Annotated in this window: 20 protein-coding genes; 12 read left to right on the forward strand and 8 right to left on the reverse strand. The window is 60.7% G+C overall.

Going from position 1 to position 17,688, the window contains the following annotated elements; translation table 11 throughout:
* Positions 1–65: 65 nt before the first annotated feature.
* On the reverse strand, positions 66–956 hold the full coding sequence (locus ACERJA_RS06055) for a DMT family transporter (protein ID WP_373607344.1): 891 nt from the start codon (positions 954–956) through the stop codon (positions 66–68).
* A 104-nt stretch (positions 957–1,060) separates the two neighbouring features.
* On the opposite strand from ACERJA_RS06055, the gene ACERJA_RS06060 reads away from it, so the two are divergent.
* The 3 genes from ACERJA_RS06060 to ACERJA_RS06070 all read left to right on the forward strand — a co-directional run bounded on the left by ACERJA_RS06060 (position 1,061) and on the right by ACERJA_RS06070 (position 4,494).
* Entirely contained in the window at positions 1,061–2,407 is a 1,347-nt protein-coding gene (locus ACERJA_RS06060) for a glutamate-1-semialdehyde 2,1-aminomutase (protein WP_373607345.1), read from the forward strand.
* Positions 2,408–2,478: 71 nt separating this feature from the next.
* Positions 2,479–3,162, forward strand: a complete 684-nt coding sequence (locus ACERJA_RS06065) for a hypothetical protein (protein WP_373607346.1) — start codon at positions 2,479–2,481, stop codon at positions 3,160–3,162.
* Between the two features lie 234 nt (positions 3,163–3,396).
* Positions 3,397–4,494 carry a glutamate-cysteine ligase family protein gene (locus ACERJA_RS06070; RefSeq protein WP_373607347.1) on the forward strand — a complete coding sequence of 366 codons (1,098 nt, stop codon included), beginning with the start codon at positions 3,397–3,399 and terminating at the stop codon, positions 4,492–4,494.
* A 33-nt stretch (positions 4,495–4,527) separates the two neighbouring features.
* Here ACERJA_RS06070 and ACERJA_RS06075 read toward each other — a convergent pair whose 3' ends face one another.
* Positions 4,528–5,352, reverse strand: coding sequence for an ABC transporter permease (locus ACERJA_RS06075; RefSeq protein WP_373607348.1), 825 nt, complete (start codon positions 5,350–5,352; stop codon positions 4,528–4,530).
* 123 nt (positions 5,353–5,475) lie between these two features.
* Complete coding sequence (locus tag ACERJA_RS06080; RefSeq protein ID WP_373607349.1) at positions 5,476–6,045, reverse strand: DUF6789 family protein; 570 nt, start codon at positions 6,043–6,045, stop codon at positions 5,476–5,478.
* Positions 6,046–6,393: 348 nt separating this feature from the next.
* On the opposite strand from ACERJA_RS06080, the gene ACERJA_RS06085 reads away from it, so the two are divergent.
* Both ACERJA_RS06085 and ACERJA_RS06090 read left to right on the forward strand, forming a co-directional pair.
* A complete protein-coding gene (locus ACERJA_RS06085) occupies positions 6,394–6,750 on the forward strand; it encodes a hypothetical protein (protein WP_373607350.1) in 357 nt (118 codons plus the stop codon).
* A 219-nt stretch (positions 6,751–6,969) separates the two neighbouring features.
* Positions 6,970–7,107, forward strand: a complete 138-nt coding sequence (locus tag ACERJA_RS06090; protein ID WP_373607351.1) for a hypothetical protein — start codon at positions 6,970–6,972, stop codon at positions 7,105–7,107.
* A 176-nt stretch (positions 7,108–7,283) separates the two neighbouring features.
* On the opposite strand, the gene ACERJA_RS06095 is transcribed toward ACERJA_RS06090, so the two are convergent.
* Complete coding sequence (locus tag ACERJA_RS06095) at positions 7,284–8,234, reverse strand: twin-arginine translocase subunit TatC (protein ID WP_373607352.1); 951 nt, start codon at positions 8,232–8,234, stop codon at positions 7,284–7,286.
* 141 nt (positions 8,235–8,375) lie between these two features.
* On the opposite strand from ACERJA_RS06095, the gene ACERJA_RS06100 reads away from it, so the two are divergent.
* The 3 genes from ACERJA_RS06100 to ACERJA_RS06110 all read left to right on the forward strand — a co-directional run bounded on the left by ACERJA_RS06100 (position 8,376) and on the right by ACERJA_RS06110 (position 11,661).
* The gene (locus tag ACERJA_RS06100) at positions 8,376–10,715 is read left to right on the forward strand and encodes a twin-arginine translocase subunit TatC (protein ID WP_373607353.1); all 2,340 of its coding nucleotides are present in this window, start codon (positions 8,376–8,378) and stop codon (positions 10,713–10,715) included.
* A gap of 44 nt (positions 10,716–10,759) precedes the next feature.
* Positions 10,760–10,936 (forward strand): ribbon-helix-helix domain-containing protein, encoded by a 177-nt coding sequence (locus tag ACERJA_RS06105; protein ID WP_006066072.1) that lies wholly within the window; start codon positions 10,760–10,762, stop codon positions 10,934–10,936.
* 458 nt (positions 10,937–11,394) lie between these two features.
* Positions 11,395–11,661 (forward strand): hypothetical protein, encoded by a 267-nt coding sequence (locus ACERJA_RS06110; protein WP_373607354.1) that lies wholly within the window; start codon positions 11,395–11,397, stop codon positions 11,659–11,661.
* Positions 11,662–11,665: 4 nt separating this feature from the next.
* On the opposite strand, the gene ACERJA_RS06115 is transcribed toward ACERJA_RS06110, so the two are convergent.
* A complete protein-coding gene (locus ACERJA_RS06115; protein ID WP_373607355.1) occupies positions 11,666–12,451 on the reverse strand; it encodes a 23S rRNA (uridine(2552)-2'-O)-methyltransferase in 786 nt (261 codons plus the stop codon).
* A gap of 263 nt (positions 12,452–12,714) precedes the next feature.
* On the opposite strand from ACERJA_RS06115, the gene ACERJA_RS06120 reads away from it, so the two are divergent.
* Together ACERJA_RS06120 and ACERJA_RS06125 are read left to right on the forward strand one after the other, a co-directional pair.
* Positions 12,715–13,458: a DNA polymerase sliding clamp gene (locus ACERJA_RS06120; protein ID WP_006066069.1), complete on the forward strand. Its 744-nt coding sequence runs from the start codon at positions 12,715–12,717 to the stop codon at positions 13,456–13,458.
* Positions 13,459–13,527: 69 nt separating this feature from the next.
* Positions 13,528–13,860 carry a HalOD1 output domain-containing protein gene (locus tag ACERJA_RS06125; protein ID WP_006066068.1) on the forward strand — a complete coding sequence of 111 codons (333 nt, stop codon included), beginning with the start codon at positions 13,528–13,530 and terminating at the stop codon, positions 13,858–13,860.
* A 23-nt stretch (positions 13,861–13,883) separates the two neighbouring features.
* On the opposite strand, the gene ACERJA_RS06130 is transcribed toward ACERJA_RS06125, so the two are convergent.
* The gene (locus ACERJA_RS06130) at positions 13,884–14,750 is read right to left on the reverse strand and encodes an alpha/beta fold hydrolase (RefSeq protein WP_373607356.1); all 867 of its coding nucleotides are present in this window, start codon (positions 14,748–14,750) and stop codon (positions 13,884–13,886) included.
* Positions 14,751–14,845: 95 nt separating this feature from the next.
* Here ACERJA_RS06130 and priL point away from each other — a divergent pair, with 95 nt between their 5' ends.
* Positions 14,846–15,928, forward strand: a complete 1,083-nt coding sequence (gene priL, locus ACERJA_RS06135; protein WP_006066066.1) for a DNA primase regulatory subunit PriL — start codon at positions 14,846–14,848, stop codon at positions 15,926–15,928.
* 29 nt (positions 15,929–15,957) lie between these two features.
* On the opposite strand, the gene ACERJA_RS06140 is transcribed toward priL, so the two are convergent.
* On the reverse strand, positions 15,958–16,314 hold the full coding sequence (locus ACERJA_RS06140; protein WP_006066065.1) for a hypothetical protein: 357 nt from the start codon (positions 16,312–16,314) through the stop codon (positions 15,958–15,960).
* A gap of 42 nt (positions 16,315–16,356) precedes the next feature.
* The gene (locus tag ACERJA_RS06145) at positions 16,357–16,620 is read right to left on the reverse strand and encodes a hypothetical protein (RefSeq protein WP_006066064.1); all 264 of its coding nucleotides are present in this window, start codon (positions 16,618–16,620) and stop codon (positions 16,357–16,359) included.
* Positions 16,621–16,965: 345 nt separating this feature from the next.
* On the opposite strand from ACERJA_RS06145, the gene ACERJA_RS06150 reads away from it, so the two are divergent.
* On the forward strand, positions 16,966–17,607 hold the full coding sequence (locus tag ACERJA_RS06150; RefSeq protein ID WP_006066063.1) for an SWIM zinc finger family protein: 642 nt from the start codon (positions 16,966–16,968) through the stop codon (positions 17,605–17,607).
* Positions 17,608–17,688 lie beyond the last annotated feature (81 nt).

Consider the following 17,688-nt stretch of genomic DNA (forward strand, 5'->3'; position numbering starts at 1 on the left):
CGGCATCAGCTCTCAAGTGTTGATTTTCGGCGTTCTTTTTTCGCGATCAGGACACTGGGACAGGTTCAGAAATCGATGAGCCGTGCCAGCGCACGCCGCTTGACCAGCCCAAAGCCGACCGCAACGACGAGGAATCCGACGATCGTCGTCGACTCGAGGCCTTCGTCGAGCGCCAGCCAGCCAACGAGTGCGGCGAAGACGGGCAACAGGTAGCTGACGAGGTTGATCTCAACCGACCCGATTCGATCGAGCAGATCGAAATACAGCAGATAGCCCAGCCCACCCGCGATGGGGACGAGATAGACAAGCGCCAGCAGTGCAGCGGGGGTCCAGTCGACCGACTGGGGTTCGCCAAGCGAGAGGCTCGCGGCGTGTAACACCGGCGCACCGGCGAGCATCATCCAGCCCTGGAGTGATGCGACCGGGAGTTCGGTTCTGGTTCGCTGCGTAAGCACCGCGCCGAGTGCGAACGCGATGGCAGCGGCGAAAATAAGCACAACGCCGAGTGATTCGGCGGTGTACAGCGCCGCCGGATCCGGGTTGGCGACGATTGCCGTTCCGAGGAATCCAAGGCCGAGGCCGAACACACCCACCACACCAAGAGCAGTGCTCGGGAGCAGGAGTCTCGAGAGTGCGGCAGTCAGGATCGGCACCGTTGCGACGACGACTGCGGCGACAGCACTCGTGACGTACTGCTGGCCCGCAAACAACAGCGCATGGTGGAGCGCGATCAGGAACACACCCCCAGCGAGGATGCTGGCCCACTCCCCTCGGGTTGGACGGATGCGATAGCCTCGTACCGCAGCGTAGCCGAGGATTAGCAGTGCCGTCGCGTCGAAGCGAAGGGCTGCAAACAGGACTGGCGGGACGACATCGACCGCGGCGCGAACGGCTGGGAACGTCGTTCCCCAGATTGCACCGACAAGGACGAACAGAAGCGGCGTTCGATAGCGCACGATAGTATCTGACAGGTCAGCAAAGCACCCTTGTAATCGTACCGATCGTCCGATGTGGGCCGAACCCCGGTACTACTTTGCCGTCCCGTTTCCAACCGTGGCGTATGACCGACGAAAATTCGCGCGCGCTGTACGACCGAGCGCTCTCAGTGATGCCCGGCGGCGTCAACTCCGCGGTTCGAGCGGCGATCGAACCCTACCCCTTCTTCGTCCAGAAAGGCGACGGCGGCCACGTTATCGACGCCGACGGCAACCGCTACATCGACTGGGTGATGGGGCTTGGCCCGCTGCTGTTGGGCCACAGCCTGCCTGAACAGGTACAGGCAGCGATCCAGAAACAGGCAAGCGCGGGGCCGATGTACGGCACGCCGACGGAAATCGAAGTCGACCTCGCGGAGTTCGTCGTCCGCCACGTCCCGAGCGTCGAGAAGATCCGCTTCGTGAACTCGGGTACCGAGGCGACCGTCTCCGCAGTTCGCCTCGCTCGCGGGTACACCGGCCGCAACAAGATCGTCGTCATGCAGGGCGGCTACCACGGCGCACAGGAATCGACGCTCGTCGAAGGCGACGCCGAAAACCCAGCGCCCTCCTCGGCGGGGGTCCCACAGTCTTTTGCCGAGCACACCCTGCCAGTGCCGTTTAACGACGAAGCTGCCGTACGCGAGGTGTTCGACGAACACGGCGACGACATCGCCGCAGTCCTCACCGAACCCATTCTGGCCAACTACGGCATCGTCCACCCCGAAGACGGCTATCACGAGTTCCTCCGAGAGATCACGGCCGAACACGGTTCACTGCTGATCTTCGACGAAGTGATCACCGGCTTCCGCGTCGGCGGCCTCGGCTGTGCCCAAAGCGAGCTCGGCGTCACACCCGATCTGACGACGTTCGGTAAGATCATCGGCGGTGGGTTCCCCGTTGGCGCGATCGGTGGCCGCGCCGAGATCATCGAGAGCTTTGCCCCCTCCGGACCTGTCTTCCAGGCTGGCACCTTCTCCGGCCATCCCGTCACGATGGCTGCCGGCCTCGAGACCCTGCAGTTTGCCGCCGAAAACGACGTCTACGACCACGTCAACGACCTCGGAGAGCAGCTTCGAAGTGGGCTGACCGATATCGTCGCCGACCAGGCACCCAGCTACACGGTCACCGGCACCGACAGCATGTTCAAGGTGATCTTCACCCGCGATGGTCCCGGACCCGACTCGCTCGAGGAACAGTGTAAGACGGGCTGCCGGCAGAATCCGACCTGTCCGCGCTACGACTACTGTCCGAAAAACTCGGCTGACGTCAAAAACGCCGAAACCGAACGCTGGCGGCGGATCTTCTGGGGCAAGATGAAAGCCCAGGACGTGTTCCTCTCACAAAACCAGTTCGAGTGTCAGTTCGTCAGCTACAACCACACCGAAGCAGACGTCGAGACCACGCTCGAGGCGTACAAGAACGCGCTGTAGCTCGGTCGCGTCGACGGCACCCACTGGAGCGGTAGACGTATCCAGCCACGCCGAAAATCATTCGCTAGCAGATGGGTCGGAACGAGACACACCACCTCGCTGTCGACTGGGCGCGCATGACAGAGCGGCTGCTGTATCTGTTTCCGCCAGTGATTGGCGTCGGCCTCATCGGGATCCTCCGCGAGGCCGATCCCGGTGTCCCCGGCCTCGAGCGCGGGCTCTTACTGGTCGGGAGCTTTGGCTACACGATTCTGACGCTTGGGCTCGCTGTCGCCCTCTTTCTCGATGCCCGCCGGGTTCGAAGTCAGGGTGGCGCAAGCAGTCACTGGAAACCGAATCCGTGGCTCAACGCCGTGTTCGCACTCATCTGGGCGCCGGCTGCAGGCGTCTACTATCTCTTCCGTCGGCACAAGCGGTTCGGGACGAAACCAGGATGGTCGGGCTGGTGGTTCGTCGTCGCTGTCTCGCTCACAGCGACGCTTTTCGGTGCCATTACAGCGGGTATCGCTGTGATTCTCGTCCTCCCCGGGCTCTTTTTGACCGCGGTCGGACTGGCCGGCGCAATCGCGTTCGGGACGTTCCCAATCGCGATCCACCAGGACGCTGCCTACGTCTGTACCTACGGTGACGGCTGGCGACCGAATCCGGCGTTCTACCTCGGCGTCGCGTTCGTGAGTCTCTTCGTCCCCCCATTACAGCCGATCGTTGCTGGCTACTATCTCACCAGACGGCGACAGGCGGTCCAAACAGTGTGAGCCGGCGACGACAGACGCTCCCGTGGGCGTGGACACTGACTCCCGACGATTCCAGTTGACACCAGCCGTCGGCTCGGCTGTGAAGCGACGGGGCAGGCTGCTGCAGGCACCGGCACTTCAACGAACCACCCTCAACTAGACCGGTATCCAACAGCATAGGCTGCTGTCGACAACGGCGATCGGCCCACGACCAACTGCAGAGACAGGACGACAGCCACACATCTTCCCTCGAGTATGAATACAAGCATCGAAGTCGAGTACTGGGTTATCGATACCGCCGGCGAACTCACGTCGCCGGGCGAACTCGCGGAGATCTCCGAACGGACCGAACGGGAGTTCGTCGAACCGCTGTTCGAGCTGAAAACACCTCCCTGTGAGACGATCGACGAACTGCGCTCAACGTTTGTCGAGCAACTCGATGAGGTCCTGTCGAAAGCCGCGGCAGTGGACAAGCGACTCGTCCCACTGGGAACGCCGATCAACTGCGAGTCGATCGACCGACGGCCAGATGAACGCGGTCGCATCCAGAAGGCAGTTGTCGGTGAGAACTTCGACTACGCGAAGTACTGCGCCGGCACGCACATCCACGTCGAGAAGCGAAACGTCACCGATCAGCTCAACACGCTCATCGCGCTGGATGCAGCGCTTGCACTGGTCAACTCCTCACCCTATTTCCACGGCGAACGGATCGCAAACAGCGCCAGGGCGTACTGCTACCGGAAAAAGAGTTACGCGGAGTATCCCAAACACGGCCAGCTCTGGCACTACGTCGACACCGTCGGAGAGTGGCATCGCCGCCTCGAGGATCGCTATGATGAGTTCAAGCAGGCGGCACTCGAGGAAGGCATCGACGAGCGCGCAGTTGAAGAACAGTTCTCGACTGATGACGTTGTTTGGACACCAGTTAGGTTGCGCGATGAGATGCCGACCGTCGAGTGGCGTTCGCCCGATGCAGCACTGCCGAGCCAACTGCTCCGACTGGCAGACGAACTCGAGACGGTGATGGAACAGCTCCACCACACGAACGTCGAAATCGAAGCGGACAGCGACCTCAGAAACACGGGTCATGTCACGGATGATGGCATCGTCCTCCCCGAGTTCGATGTCGCCTGTGATCTCGCTGAAGCAGCGATGCACGACGGACTCGAGTCGGCCGACGTCGCGAGCTACCTCGAGCGCATGGGGTTTACCGTCGACGACTATCATCCGATCTCGATGCAGATCGACGGCCGCCAGTACGTGCCAACCAGTGACGCCCGAGCGTTGCGCGTAGAGTCCGCGAGGCGACTCGAGGAAGACGTCAAGAGCCTGCGTCAGTCAGTCGAACACTAACCACGCGGCGACATCGATACTGGCGGAGTCGGCTCAGATGAGCCCGAGAATAAACGCCAGTCCCATCCCGATCAGAACGACTGCGGTGACCGTCGGCAGATAGGGCGTCACGCGCTCAATCCGCGCCTGATGGCGTTCATAGCCCGCGATCAACAGCAGCGTTGGGGCGATGATCGCGACGATCACTGCAAGCGAGTAAATAAGCATTAGCTCAAGGCAGAGTCCAGTGCCGGCACCGCTACAGATCGCCAGTATCTGAATCGGCTCCTCGTGGGCGAAGCCGAGCAAGAGCGCTGTCGTTCCGAGAGCGACCAGTCCGCGTTCGGCGTGTTCCTCGGTCAGATGCTGGTGGCCACCACCACCCGGCAGGGCGTTTCGGAGCCGCTCGAGCACGCCTCGATCGTCGTGGTGGTCGTGTGCATGGTGGTCGTGAGTGTGCTGTCCGTGCTCGTCTGTGTGGTGGTCGCTGTGTGCTGTCTGCGTTCCGCCGTCAGTGTGATGAGCGTGATCGTCGTGGTCGTGGCCATGGTCATCGTGGTCGTGACCCTCGAGTCCGTGTCCGTGACCACCGCTGCGGTACTCGTGGATGCCGAGGAGAATCAACAGGACACCGGCGACGTAGCCGAGCCACGGGCCATCAGCGAAGTCGGCGAACGTGCTGAACCAGAAGTATGCGAGCACGAGCACGACGCTGCTGATGAGATGGCCGACCCCGAGGATCAACGCCGCGAGAAAGCCATACAGCCAGCGGCGCTGTCGATTGAGTGCGTACGTCGCCGCGATGGGCCAGCCATGATCTGGCAAGACACCGTGGACGAAGCCGATCGCAATGACACCGAGGACGACACCGAGTTCCATACCCAAACAGCATCGGTGTCAGGGTTTACGGGTTGTTATGATTCAACTCGAGGCTGCGTAATACGCCTGTTACAGATTAATAACCCAGTACGCTGCACTGCTAAAGCGTGCCCTGAAAACCGTTCAGTTGCCGTCGCCGTACTCGTACTCTTCGTCTGGATCTTCGACGCCCTCGGTTCGAGAGCCAATCCACGCACCAAGCGAGAGGCCATAAACGAGGTGACCGGCATGAAACAGCGCCAGTTCGTCAGCGTCGAGTCGGATATCGAGCAGTTCTTTCAACATGAACTGGGAGCCAAACGCCGACAGTGCCATCCCGTAGACGGATCCCCAGACGAGGCCGCGTTGTTCGGGTTCGATCGACCGTTCTGCATCCTGGAGTGCGAACAGCGCACCGAAGACTGCGCCGGCCTGAATCCCGTAGGCCAGATGTAAAACGAGTCCAGCAACCGGATGCTCTTCCGGATCACCGCCAGTGACGTACTGCGCCCAGAAGTTCGCCGACGGCGGCAGTGACCGCAGGATCGGAAGCCGGAACGCCGTCATGATGAGCGTCGCGACGAACCCAGCTTGGAGTCCGCGGACGGCAGCGGACACGGTATGTTCCATGCGAGACTGCGTCTCGTCTGTGTCGGGTCCTTCGCGTGGCTCGCTCGTCGATTGCAGCCGTCGGAAATGATCGGAGACGGACATACTAATCACACAACAGCATCCCACGGGCAGTCCCTTAACGCTCTGGCGCGCGGCTGACGGCCCTGCCGGACGGTGTCGCCCACCACAACGTCCTCATGTCACCCGTTGTGATGGCCTCGCTGCTGACCACCGCTTGACGGCCGCTCGGTGTCGAGTCGCGTTCCGACGCCACCGGTCGACAGTCCGATTTCGATATCGTATGGATTTAGCCGCAGGAAACCGACGGTTTGCCAAAATACAGTCTGATTCAGTATTCCTAACCCACCATTAGCGCAGTTTCTGGACCAACGTCCGAGAATATTGCACATTCCGATACGGACGTGGGGGTCGGGTTGGTATAGGTCGGTAATGGACGCCGACGCACCGCCCGCGTGGAACAGAGAAGCGTGTCGGACATACACGCCGGCCGATAGCGACCGGGAGCTACGGTATCGGACGTATCGCCACGAATCAGGTGACTTGCGGTTGAAAGTCGCACCAGCGTCGCTCGACGGCGAGGACCATCCCGGATACGCGCTGACCGTAACGACGTATCCCGGGCTCGACCTCTCCGAGACGCTTCGTATCAGGACCGTCCTCACGTTCGACCGCTGTGACCGAATCGCCACCCAGTTTATGGATCTCTTTTCAGCCAGCTACGACGGCCCCGGCTCACTCGAGGACGCCCTCGAGTACGCCTCCCACCGAACGCGAGAACATCGGTGAGGAGTAGCCCTACCGGGAGGAACTGATTGCGACGAATTCGACGCCGTGGTCTGGCGTTCTGTGGGATGAGTCGCCGATTGTGAGGTGTTCACGCCGGCCGGGAGACAGCGACCCAGCACAAGCCATACCGCGAGATGCTTTCTCGATAACAATTGTTGGTTTATAATTCCAAAATTATATCTGCGAAAATATAAATGTGCCAGGACCGAAGCCATTCGTATGACAGCAATAGAACCAACCGAGCCGACGGATACCGACTCGACCGACCAGACCGACGTTCCGGTCTATCTCCCTGGAACGCCGACGCTCGGGTTTACGAGTCGCCTCGAGCAACTGTTCGATACGCTGGTTCGCTGATTCGGCGAACGAGATGCCGGATACCGGTTCGCGACCAGAATCGGACGATCGATAGCCGGACTGTTTTCTGTTGGCAGAGTCAGTGTCCACCACATCGCACGACAGCTGCAGTGGGTGTCTGACCAGTACGGTAACAGTGTCAGTGTGGAACGACACCGGTCAGACAGCGTGACCGATCACTCCCGTCCGACCCACTTGAGGATCAGCAACGTCCCCTCGAACAGCAGAATCATCGTGATCGCGACGAGGATGGGAGCCATCATCGTCGGGTCCATCGTGAACATGAACGACAGCCCCGCGAAGGCAGCCCAGAAGTAGAGCCGTTTCTGGGCCAGCCAGCGGCGGGTCGTCACGCCCATCATGATCGCGAGCATGATGAACAGCGGGATCTGGAAGACGATCGCGAGGAAGCCGATCAGCGTAATAACCAGATTGAACGTCTCACCGAGCGCGTAGGCAATCTCTGCGCTCCCTTCGGCATAGAACGTAAAGTACTGGAACAACACCGGCAACACGAGCAGATACGAAAACAGCATCCCCAGTCCCGCAAGGATGACACTCGAGGGGACGGCTGCGAGGTAGTACTTTCGCTCGTGGGGGTACAGCCCCGGCTTCATGAACAGGTAACACTGGTAGACGAACATCGGCAGCGCCACCATGATTCCAAGCAGCGCCGAGACTTTGATCCGGGTCAGCCACAGCTCGAGTGGGTGATAGATGTGTGGCGGTGGAACCTCTTCGACCGTGTAGGGAAAGACGTTGAGCCAGATGTGCTCGATGGCCTGTGAGGCCCACAGCAATCCGATCGCGGTCCCGGCCGAACCAACCAGTAAGACGACTGCAAGCCGAAGCACCATCTCCTCGATGTGGTCGGCCAGCGGCATCTCCTCGTCATCCGGTGGTGTCGAGATGCCACCGACGTCGTCGTCGGGGTCAGGGTAGGCAGGCTCGCCGCCCTGTTCATGGTGGTCACCGACAACACCTTCGCCGTCGGTTTCGACCGGGCGCTCGGATCCGGTGTCAGGCTCGTCTGCGGCTGGCATCCGCTCGTCTGATGACTCCTGGGGCATTTCAGGCGCATTGACGGGGTCCTCGGCGTCACCACCGTCCGCCGGATCGTCCGACATCTATCGGGATATCAAAAGGCCAGCGGTTATAGGCCTTTTTCTTACGAACACTGGTGGAGAGCGACAAGATCCGAAATCGACGAGTTCGATCTACTCACTCGAAAGGTTGATAACTGGATGTCAGTTACCAACAGCCAGTAAATGAGTTCTGCCGTCGGAGAAGATACAGCCAAAGCGATCACCACTGGCCGAGAGACGATCGGCGCACTACTCTCCAGCGCGCAGACGCATCTCCAGAAGGTGTTTATCGTCTTCGTGCTCGGGTTCATCGGCTCTTTTTATGCACTGCGGGTCTTCATCTGGGACTTCCTCGAGGCGACGGCGAAAGCCGAGATGGGCCAGGATGTCGCGCAGGCGACCGACATCATTACCAGAACGCCGTTCGAGGTAATTCTCTTACAGGCGAAGATTGGAATGCTGGTCGGCGTGATCGTTGCGCTGCCAGTGTTGCTCTACTACTCACGGGATGCACTCCGAGAGCGCGGCGTTCAGTCGGTTGTCCCAATCTCTAAGGGGTATCTGGCCGGACTCGCCACGGCCTCGTTTGTTCTGTTCTGGGTCGGTGTTACCTACGCCTATGTGATCTTCTTCCCGTATGCGTTCGACTTCCTCGGTGCCGTTGCCTTCGACGCCGGTGTCAACCCGAGTTGGGGGATCACGGAGTTCACCGAGTTCGTCGCCCTGTTGACGCTCTCGTTCGGTCTTGCAGCACAGCTGCCGCTGTTGATGAGCGTGCTGTCGTACACCGAGATCGTCTCCTACGAGACGTTCCGGGACAAATGGCGCCACGCGATCGTTGCCATCACGGTCTTCGGCGCGATGTTCTCCCCACCTGACCCGTTCACGCTGGTCATGTGGGCGTTGCCACTGGTTGCACTCTACGTGTTCAGTCTCGGCCTCGCGAAGGTCGTCGCCAACATCAGGCGACGCGGCTCGGCCGAACTCGACACGGGTACGGGGCTGATGAAACGACGCGTCTTCCAGTTCGTCGGCGGGCTGGCAGGCGTCGGCGTCCTGACGGCAGCGTTCGTCAATCAGGGCGGGTTCGACCAGCTCGAGGAGGCCGTCTACCCGCTGCTTCCCGCCGGCTACCGCCCCGAGGGAACGTTCGGTCTCGAGGCCATCGCGGTCGAACACGGGCTGCTCGGCGACGTCGCTGTTGGAGCAATCGTCGCCGCGGTCGTCGGCCTGCTCGTCCTCATCGGCTACACGACGATGGTGCTTCGCTCCCCAGTCTACCCGCGAGAGGGTGATATCCGGAGTGCAGACGAGCCCGACGACGTCGATTTCGAGACGCTCGCGGCCGAGGACATCGCGGACATCCCGGCACCAGTCTTCCTCAAGATGAGCGAAGACGACGCCCTCGAGTACTCCCGACAGGCGATGTACGACGACAACCGGGAGAAAGCCGAAGCGATCCTCAATCGGTTCGATACGCTGCAAGAACAGCAACAGGCTGGCGATGGAAAAGACGCTGCAAGCAGTGGCGGCACCGCAGCAGGCGCCACAGCCGCGTCGGAAGGCGGCGATGAGGAGGAAAGCCTCTTCTCGAGCACTGCTGCTGGGATGCTCGATCCATTTACGGAAGACGAGACGACCGAAGACGACATCGGTGGCTACGCCTACGACCTCGCGTTTATTGTCGACAGTCTCACCTCGAAAACGATCTACATCGTGGGTGTCTTCATGGCCGTCCTCGGTGGGTCCTTTATTGCGCTCTATCAGGGCGGGTTCGGGGTCATCCTCACGCAGTTCGTCGACCGGGTACCACCCGAAGTCCTCGACGAAGTCACCGAGGAGCCGATGACGTCGGACGAGGTGACAACAGAAGTGATCGGCGACCTGGGGCTCGTTATCGCGCTCCACCCTGTGGAAGTCCTGATCTTCATGGTGAAGGTCAGTACGATCCTCGCGTTCATCGCCGTCTTACCGATGCTCTTCTACTGGGGCTGGCCGGCAGCCAAAGAACGCGGGCTCGTTCGCGGAGACCAGCGCGTGTTCCTCATCTGGGGCGGCGCGCTGTTCGCCGGCTTCGGGCTTGGGTTGTTCCTCGGGTTTTACTGGATCGCCCCGGCGGTCATCTCGTATCTCATCACCGACGCCGTTCAGAACGGGATGGATGTTACCTACCGGATCAACAGCTTCTCGTGGCTCGTGATCTACACGACCCTCGGCGTCGGATTCCTGTTCAACATCATCGTCACGATGGCACTGTTCCACGTCGGCGGGATCATCAGCTACCGGACGATGCTCGCTCGCTGGCGGCCAGTCGTCGTCGGCATCTTCACGATCGCCGCCTTCGCCAGCCCGAAAGGCATCCTGACGATGCTGTTGTTTGCTATCCCGATCGCGCTAACCTACATGCTCGGACTGGCCATCCTCTATGTGTTCACCGGTGGCGGACGACTGTTCGGCGGGGGCGGTGACAGCGGCGAGACTGCATCGGAACCGGAGCCAGACTCCAGCGCCGTCGCCAAATAGTCCGACAGTATAAGAGACTCCCCTTCGAACGACCACGCAGACTGATGCCAAAGATCAGCGTCGAAGTCCCACAGGAACTCCTCGAAGATCTCGATGAACACGTCGGCGACGACGGCAAGTTCGTCAATCGAAGCGATGCAATCCGTGCCTCGATTCGAAAAACACTCGACATCTTAGACGAGATCGACGACCGCCACGACCGCCTCGAGACCGACGAGTAACCCGTCACGACACCGGCTTTCATTGCTGTACCGAGTTCCCGGCGCGACCACAGGACAGGTCGTGGTCGTGTCGGAACTGACGGACAACGGTCCGTATCAGAGCCGTGCGCTCGACACAGCGGTCAACCACGACGGTTCTTCTGCCGTCGGCCGTGAACTCAGTTGCTACCTTCCCGTCGAAATCAACGTGTTCCGATAGCAGCAGAAAGCCACTGGGAGACCACTTCAAATCGCTCGTCGCGCGGACCGTCTCGAGCCACAGTAATAATTATATATGTCCAGTTAATATCTTCTTCCCAACAGCACGATTCAGCCACTGGTCGGAACAATCGAACGCCAGCAAACCCTCGTCTGAGGGTGCCGATAGTCGGATAACCGTTTTTGACCGCGTTTCCAATCTCTGTTTCCGTTGCTTATTATGAAAGGTATTATGTGGGATGGAAGCCGTCTCGTACGGCATGACACCATCGGCTTCAGAGAGCGTGGATGAGACCGAAATTCGGACGGTCAAGCTCCCAACAACAGCGACGACACAACGTGCGCTCCACGAGGCGGTCGGGCACCTCTACGACGAACTGGCAATCGCCCACGAAGACACTGGCGAACTCGACCACGCGACGGAACTGTTCGAACAACTAGAGACACTCTACGTCGCGACTGCAGAAGAGTCGACGACGGATATCGAACTCACGTATCGCCTCGAGAACGGACACGGCCCGCAGTAACGGCTTACTCGTCGTCGACCGGCGCTGCAAACCCGAAGTTCGGTTTGACGTCCTCGACACGAACTGTCAGTTTATCACCAGTTTCAGCCCCGGAGACAAACAGTCGGTAGCCGTCGATGGAGGCGATACCGTCACCTTCGGAGCCGACGTCGATGATCTCGACCTCGAGTTCGTCGCCCGGTCGCACCGGGGCAGTGAGTCGACCCTTGGCAATGAAGTAGATCTCGGACGACTCCTCACGGCTGGCTTTCGGCGAGGTGACACGAACGTACTGGAACTCGTCTTCGACGTCGGCACGGAAGTCGTCAACGTCCGGCCCCTCGAAGATCTTGACGACGAAGTTGCCGCCGGTGTCGAGAATCTCGAGTGCGGTCTCGAACGCCTGTCGGGCGAGATACAATGACCGAGCCTGGTCCAGTGAGTACTCGCCGGACATGTTGGGTGCCATGTCCGAGACGACGACGTCGACGGGGCCACCTGCGGCGTCGATAACACGCTCACGGGTTTTGTCTTCGGTCATGTCGCCACGGAGCGTTTCGACCCGGTCGTTGAGCGTCGAATCCTCGAGATCCTTGATTCGCTGGAGGTCGACACCGATAACCGATCCCGGTGGGCCGACCTTCTCGGCGGCGACCTGAAGCCAGCCACCGGGTGCAGCCCCGAGGTCGACGACCGTATCGCCGCCAGAGATGACGTTCTCGAGATCGTCGAGCTGTTTGAGCTTGTAGGCTGCGCGACTCCGATATCCTTCCTGCTTCGATTTGTTGTAGTACTGATCGCGTCGTGTCATGAGCTGTCTCCGGTAACGATTTGCTGCCGAAGCCGGACCAACGAGTGGCCGACAGCATCGGCACGACCGATGTTACCAGTCGGATCGAGGACGTTCGATCTGATTCGTACCCACGGTATGGGCCAGAAGCGGAAAGACCTGCTGATACGGGCCGCCGACACGAAAAACGCGAGCCGAACAGCCGCCTTGAGTGCGATATCGACCGTGCGCTGGCCACGCGCAAAGGGTGCCTTTTTATGGCAACCGTTCGTACCCAGAGCTATATGTTCAAGGCCATCGTGAGCGCGGAAACGCTCACCAGCGCGCTCGATTCGGTAAGTGTGCTGGTCGACGAGTGCAAAATCCACCTCGAGGAAGACGGCCTCGAAATCCGGGCCGTCGATCCGGCCAACGTCGGGATGGTCGACCTCTCGCTCGATGCGGCTGCGTTTGAATCCTACGAAGCCGACGGCGGGCTCATCGGTGTCGACCTCTCCCGACTCGAGGACATCGCAGGCATGGCCGAATCCGGCCAGCTCATCCAGCTCGAACTCGACGAAGAGACGCGTAAACTCCAGATCCAGATCGACGGGCTCGAGTACACGCTTGCGCTCATCGACCCCGACTCCATCCGACAGGAGCCGGACATTCCGGATCTCGATCTTCCCGCAGAGGTCATCCTCGAGGGCAAAGACGTCAACCGGTCGGTCAAAGCCGCCGACATGGTCTCCGACCACATCGCACTTGGCGTCGACGAGACCGAGGAGTACTTTTATGTCAATGCAGAGGGCGACACTGACGATGTCCACCTCGAGTTGACTCAGGATGACCTGATCGATCTCCAGGTCGGTCCGGCACACTCGCTGTTCTCGCTCGATTATCTCAAGGATATGAACAAGGCGATCCCCTCGACGACCGAGGTCACGCTCGCACTCGGCGAGGAGTTCCCGGTCAAGATCTACTTTGGCTTCGGCGAGGGACAGGGGCAGGTTACCTATATGCTCGCCCCGCGCATCCAAAGCGAGTGAACAGCCGCATTTAAAAATCGAACATAGGAAGGAGACTGCCTACCAGTCTTTCTCCGGTACAAGACAGTAATGCCCTCCAGAGACGACGCCACAGACACACCAGCAACTGGTGAGCCACGATGTGTAACGACGTTCGATCCGGACGCCGGTGAGCAGGCGAGTGACGCGATCATCACGGCGGTCGCAACACTGCTCGAGACCAGCCAGCTCGAGCTGACGCCGCTTTATGAGGCCGTCGAGCCAGATGCGCTCGACTCGCTGGTCGCGCACGCTCGACGAGTCGACGACGCTGGCACCCACCAACTACAGTTTATTTACGAGGGGTTCGACATCGGCGTTCGAACCGACGGGCAGATTCGAATCCACGACGCACCCGCCGCGAGGAGTTCAAACGGGACATAGCGGCTGGCAGCCGCCACGTCCGATCACTCGTGTTCGTCGAGAAACGCCAGCAACTCCTCGTTGACTCGGTCGGCGTCTTCGATGAAAAACAGGTGTGAGCCACCTTCGATCCGCTCGAGTCGCGCATCCGGGATTGCTTCTTTCAACAGTCGACCGTTCACGGCAGGAACGACCTGATCGTCAGTGCCGTGGAGGATCAGCGTCGGTACTCGCAGTCTGCTGAGCCGATCGCTCACATCGAAGTCCAGGACGGCAGCAGCCTGGGCCTCCCGTGCCGGCTCGGTGGCATCCTGCTCGAGTCGCCACTCGATGATCCGGTCCATCAGATGCGGGTTGCGGTTCGTAAAGCGTTCGTTGAACGCAGGTCGCATCCGATGGCGCAGCGTCTCACGTTCGCTTGCCCCCTTTGGAACGTCAAAAATGAACTCCTGTGTCTCCTCGGGGACCGGCGCGGCGTCGGGACCGCCGTGGCTCGTACAACAGAGCGTCAGCGTCTTCGCCCGGGTGTACTCGAGGGCGTAGCGCTGGGCGATCATCCCACCCATGCTCGCGCCGACGATGTGTGCCTCGCGAACGCCGGCATCGTCGAGGACGGCCTCGAGATCAGCCGCGAGCCCACCGATCGAGTAGCCCGCCAGTTTGAAGATGAGCAGTGCGCGGAGTTTGCGCGGCAAGCGCGGGACGAGCGGCGGAAGACCGGCATCCGACTGGCCCGTCCCGCGGTTGTCCGGTGCAACTACGTCGAAGGCGTCTTGAACAGCCTCCCGCTGCCAGCGCCACATCCATCGACCGTAGCCCAGTCCCTGCACGAAGACGACCGGCGTGCCGCCGTCTTCACTCTCGTCGTACCCGTAGTAAATCGACACGCCGTCTCGTATCGCCCGTGACATACTCGACGTGACGTATCGGATCCCCTTGAAGTCGACCCTCGAGGATCGGCGCACAATCAGCGGCTTTAACCCCGCGCAGTAACATCGGATTACCGATGCAGCGACTGCACGCCCGGTACCCGTTTCTCGAGGCAGCCCGCGACGCTGTGGCGACTGAGGCCGTCGATCTGGCCACCGTCGTCGAACAGGACCGGGCAGTCGTCGACCGCGCCCGCGAGCGCGTTGTCGCGGCACTCGAGGACGGCGAGACCGGCGACCCACACCGAGAGCCACGTGTCGAGTTGCTCTCGTACCCCGTTGCGCGCGTTCTCGTTTCGATGGTTGACGAGCGCATTCTCGTGCGCAAGTACGCCCGTGCCGAGGCCGCGACCGCGTACGACCGGTTCACCGCCGATTTCGAGACGACAACCGAACTCAAAAGCGTCGACTCGACGGGACTGGATTTCGAGACCGTGCTCTCGGAGTTCGACCTCCAGGCTGTCGTTCGAGAAACCACTGACGGGTATCGGATCGACGTCGGTACTTATCTCCCACTGGCGGAGGACCTCTGGGAAGACGAGTGGCATCTGGTCAATCGTGCGCTGGCCGACGGCGAGGTGCCAGTGACAGAGGCTGAACTGCTGACACTCCTGCAAGAAGCCGTTCGGAGCCGTATCGAGGATGGACTACCGTTCGACGTTCCCGACGTGATCGAGGCCGCACTCGAGGACGACGTCGCCGAGATCCGGGAGGTACTGGCGGACCTCGAGTTGACTCGCGAGATAGATACGGTCGTCCCGGAGCTGTTCCCGCCGTGTATGAAAGCCCTGCTCGATGGGATCCAGAAGGGTGAACATCTGCCACACCACTCCCGGTTTGCGATCACCGCGTTCCTATCGAACATCGGGATGGAGACCGACGAGATCGTCGATCTCTACCGGGTCAACTCGTCGTTTGGCGAGGAGATGACCCGCTACCAGACCGACCATATCCGAGGTGACTCTTCGCCTACGGAGTACTCGGCCCCATCGTGTGCGACGATGCAATCCTACGGCGACTGCGTGAACAAAGACGACCTCTGTGAACGAATTCCGCACCCGATGGCCTACTACGAGGAGCGGATCGACGACGCCGACGACGACGAGGTCGAAGACTGGCGCGACGAAGAGAGCGACGGCGAGTCCGCAAGCGGCGACTAGCCGAGCGTCACACCCAGGTCGTCAAAGGGCTACGATTCGTGATCTCTAGACAGTTCGTCGGCCTGTTCTTGGATCTCCTGGAGCGCACGTTCTTGCTCACCACGGGCGAGACCACCTGATTCGACGTGTCGACCCCCATACTGCCAGGATGGGATCGCGTTCCAGACGTCGGAGTCGTCGTCCTCGTGTTCGTCATCCGCCGTCGCCGTCCGAGAGCGTCTCCACACGAGTCCAGCGGCGACTCCAGCAAGGACCACACCAGCGGCGGCTGGATCGATCACGGACGTCGATCTGACGAACAGTGACGATCCGAGCAACACGGCGACAGCGACAACGAGTCCCCGAAGTCGCGAGGGCGACTGAGTCGTTGACTCTGAGTTGTCCATACATCATGTTATCGAGACGACGTGAAAACGCTGCTGCCGTTTTTATGCCGCGCTCTGGGCGTCCGGATCGTCGTCCGTCTCGAGTCCGTCTTCGGGCTCGTTCAAAAGAAACGCCAGAACGAGGCCGACAGCGGTCAGCAGGAAGATAAAGCCAATGATCGCACCGACGAGTAACTCGCCCCCTTCAGGCGACAGAGTACCGTTGTCGGCCCCGTATTCGGAACCGATACCGATCATGACGCCAAGCATCAGGATGACAGAGGCGACGGCGACGACGATTTCAATGATTCGCTCACGCTCGAGCATTATGGAATCGATTCCGTCGGCCGGGTCAAAAGCGCTTCGAAGGCCGCGCCGACGCACCGCCACGAGAAACGCGCCGAGATGATCGAGCACAGGCGACTACTATCATAACAACTGAAACGGGTTACACACCGATCGGACAGCTGTCGTGCGACCGGGTGTGCACTGACTTTCAGTGGCTACTGTACCCACGGTCACGAGGGCGCGCCCTCGCGCTGAAGCGGTTATATAAAGCGGGAGCTTGCAGCTGCCGGCGAGTTCGTTATCACTCTCGAGTGCCTACTATCTTCGAATAGCTAGCCGACCAACTGCGAGCCGATCAGTCGTGATCGGCACCCTTGACGCATCATGAACACAACAGCGTCACCGAAAACACCACTGCCAGTACCGTCAGGCGACCGCCTCGAGGGGCGCTCGCGCCGTGCCCGCACCGAACCGATGTCGGTGCTCCCGCTCGGCGACGGGCTGTACGAAGTCGAATCAGCCAGCGAACAGACCTATCTCGTCGATCTCGAAGGGGGTCGCTGTACCTGTCCGGATCACGTCTTCCGTGGGGTTCGGTGTAAACACATCCGACGAATCGCCATCGAGATTACCGACGGGCGGACGCCACCGCCGGGCGAGATCACCGTTCCGTGTCACGACTGCAAGACGACGGTGTTCGTCGACGAAACCGATCCCGGGCCGTTCTACTGCGAGACGCACACGATCTGGCCGGGAGATACCGTCGTCGACCGCGAGACCGGCGACCGGCTCACCGTCGTCGACGTCTCTGTGCTGCGAGCCGACGCCGTCCGCATTGGCGCGGCCGACTGCACCGTCGCCGAGTACGGCACAAACGAGAGCTACAATCCAGACGTGCCTGTCGTCGGTGCGGTCTATCCCCACGCCACCGTGGCCCGTCACGGCGTCGTCCCCGAGTCGCTGAAGGTGTACGTCTTCCCACGGACGCGACTCGAGAAGCAGCCGGCTCGTCTCGGTTCCTCGTGACGAACCCGGCTGCTGGTCGCCGACAACGCACACCAACGGCGGAATCGTTGCTTCACTCCTGTTTTATTGTGATTCGACAAC

This window comes from Natronorubrum sp. A-ect3, assembly GCF_041821125.1.
Lineage (GTDB): Archaea > Halobacteriota > Halobacteria > Halobacteriales > Natrialbaceae > Natronorubrum > Natronorubrum bangense.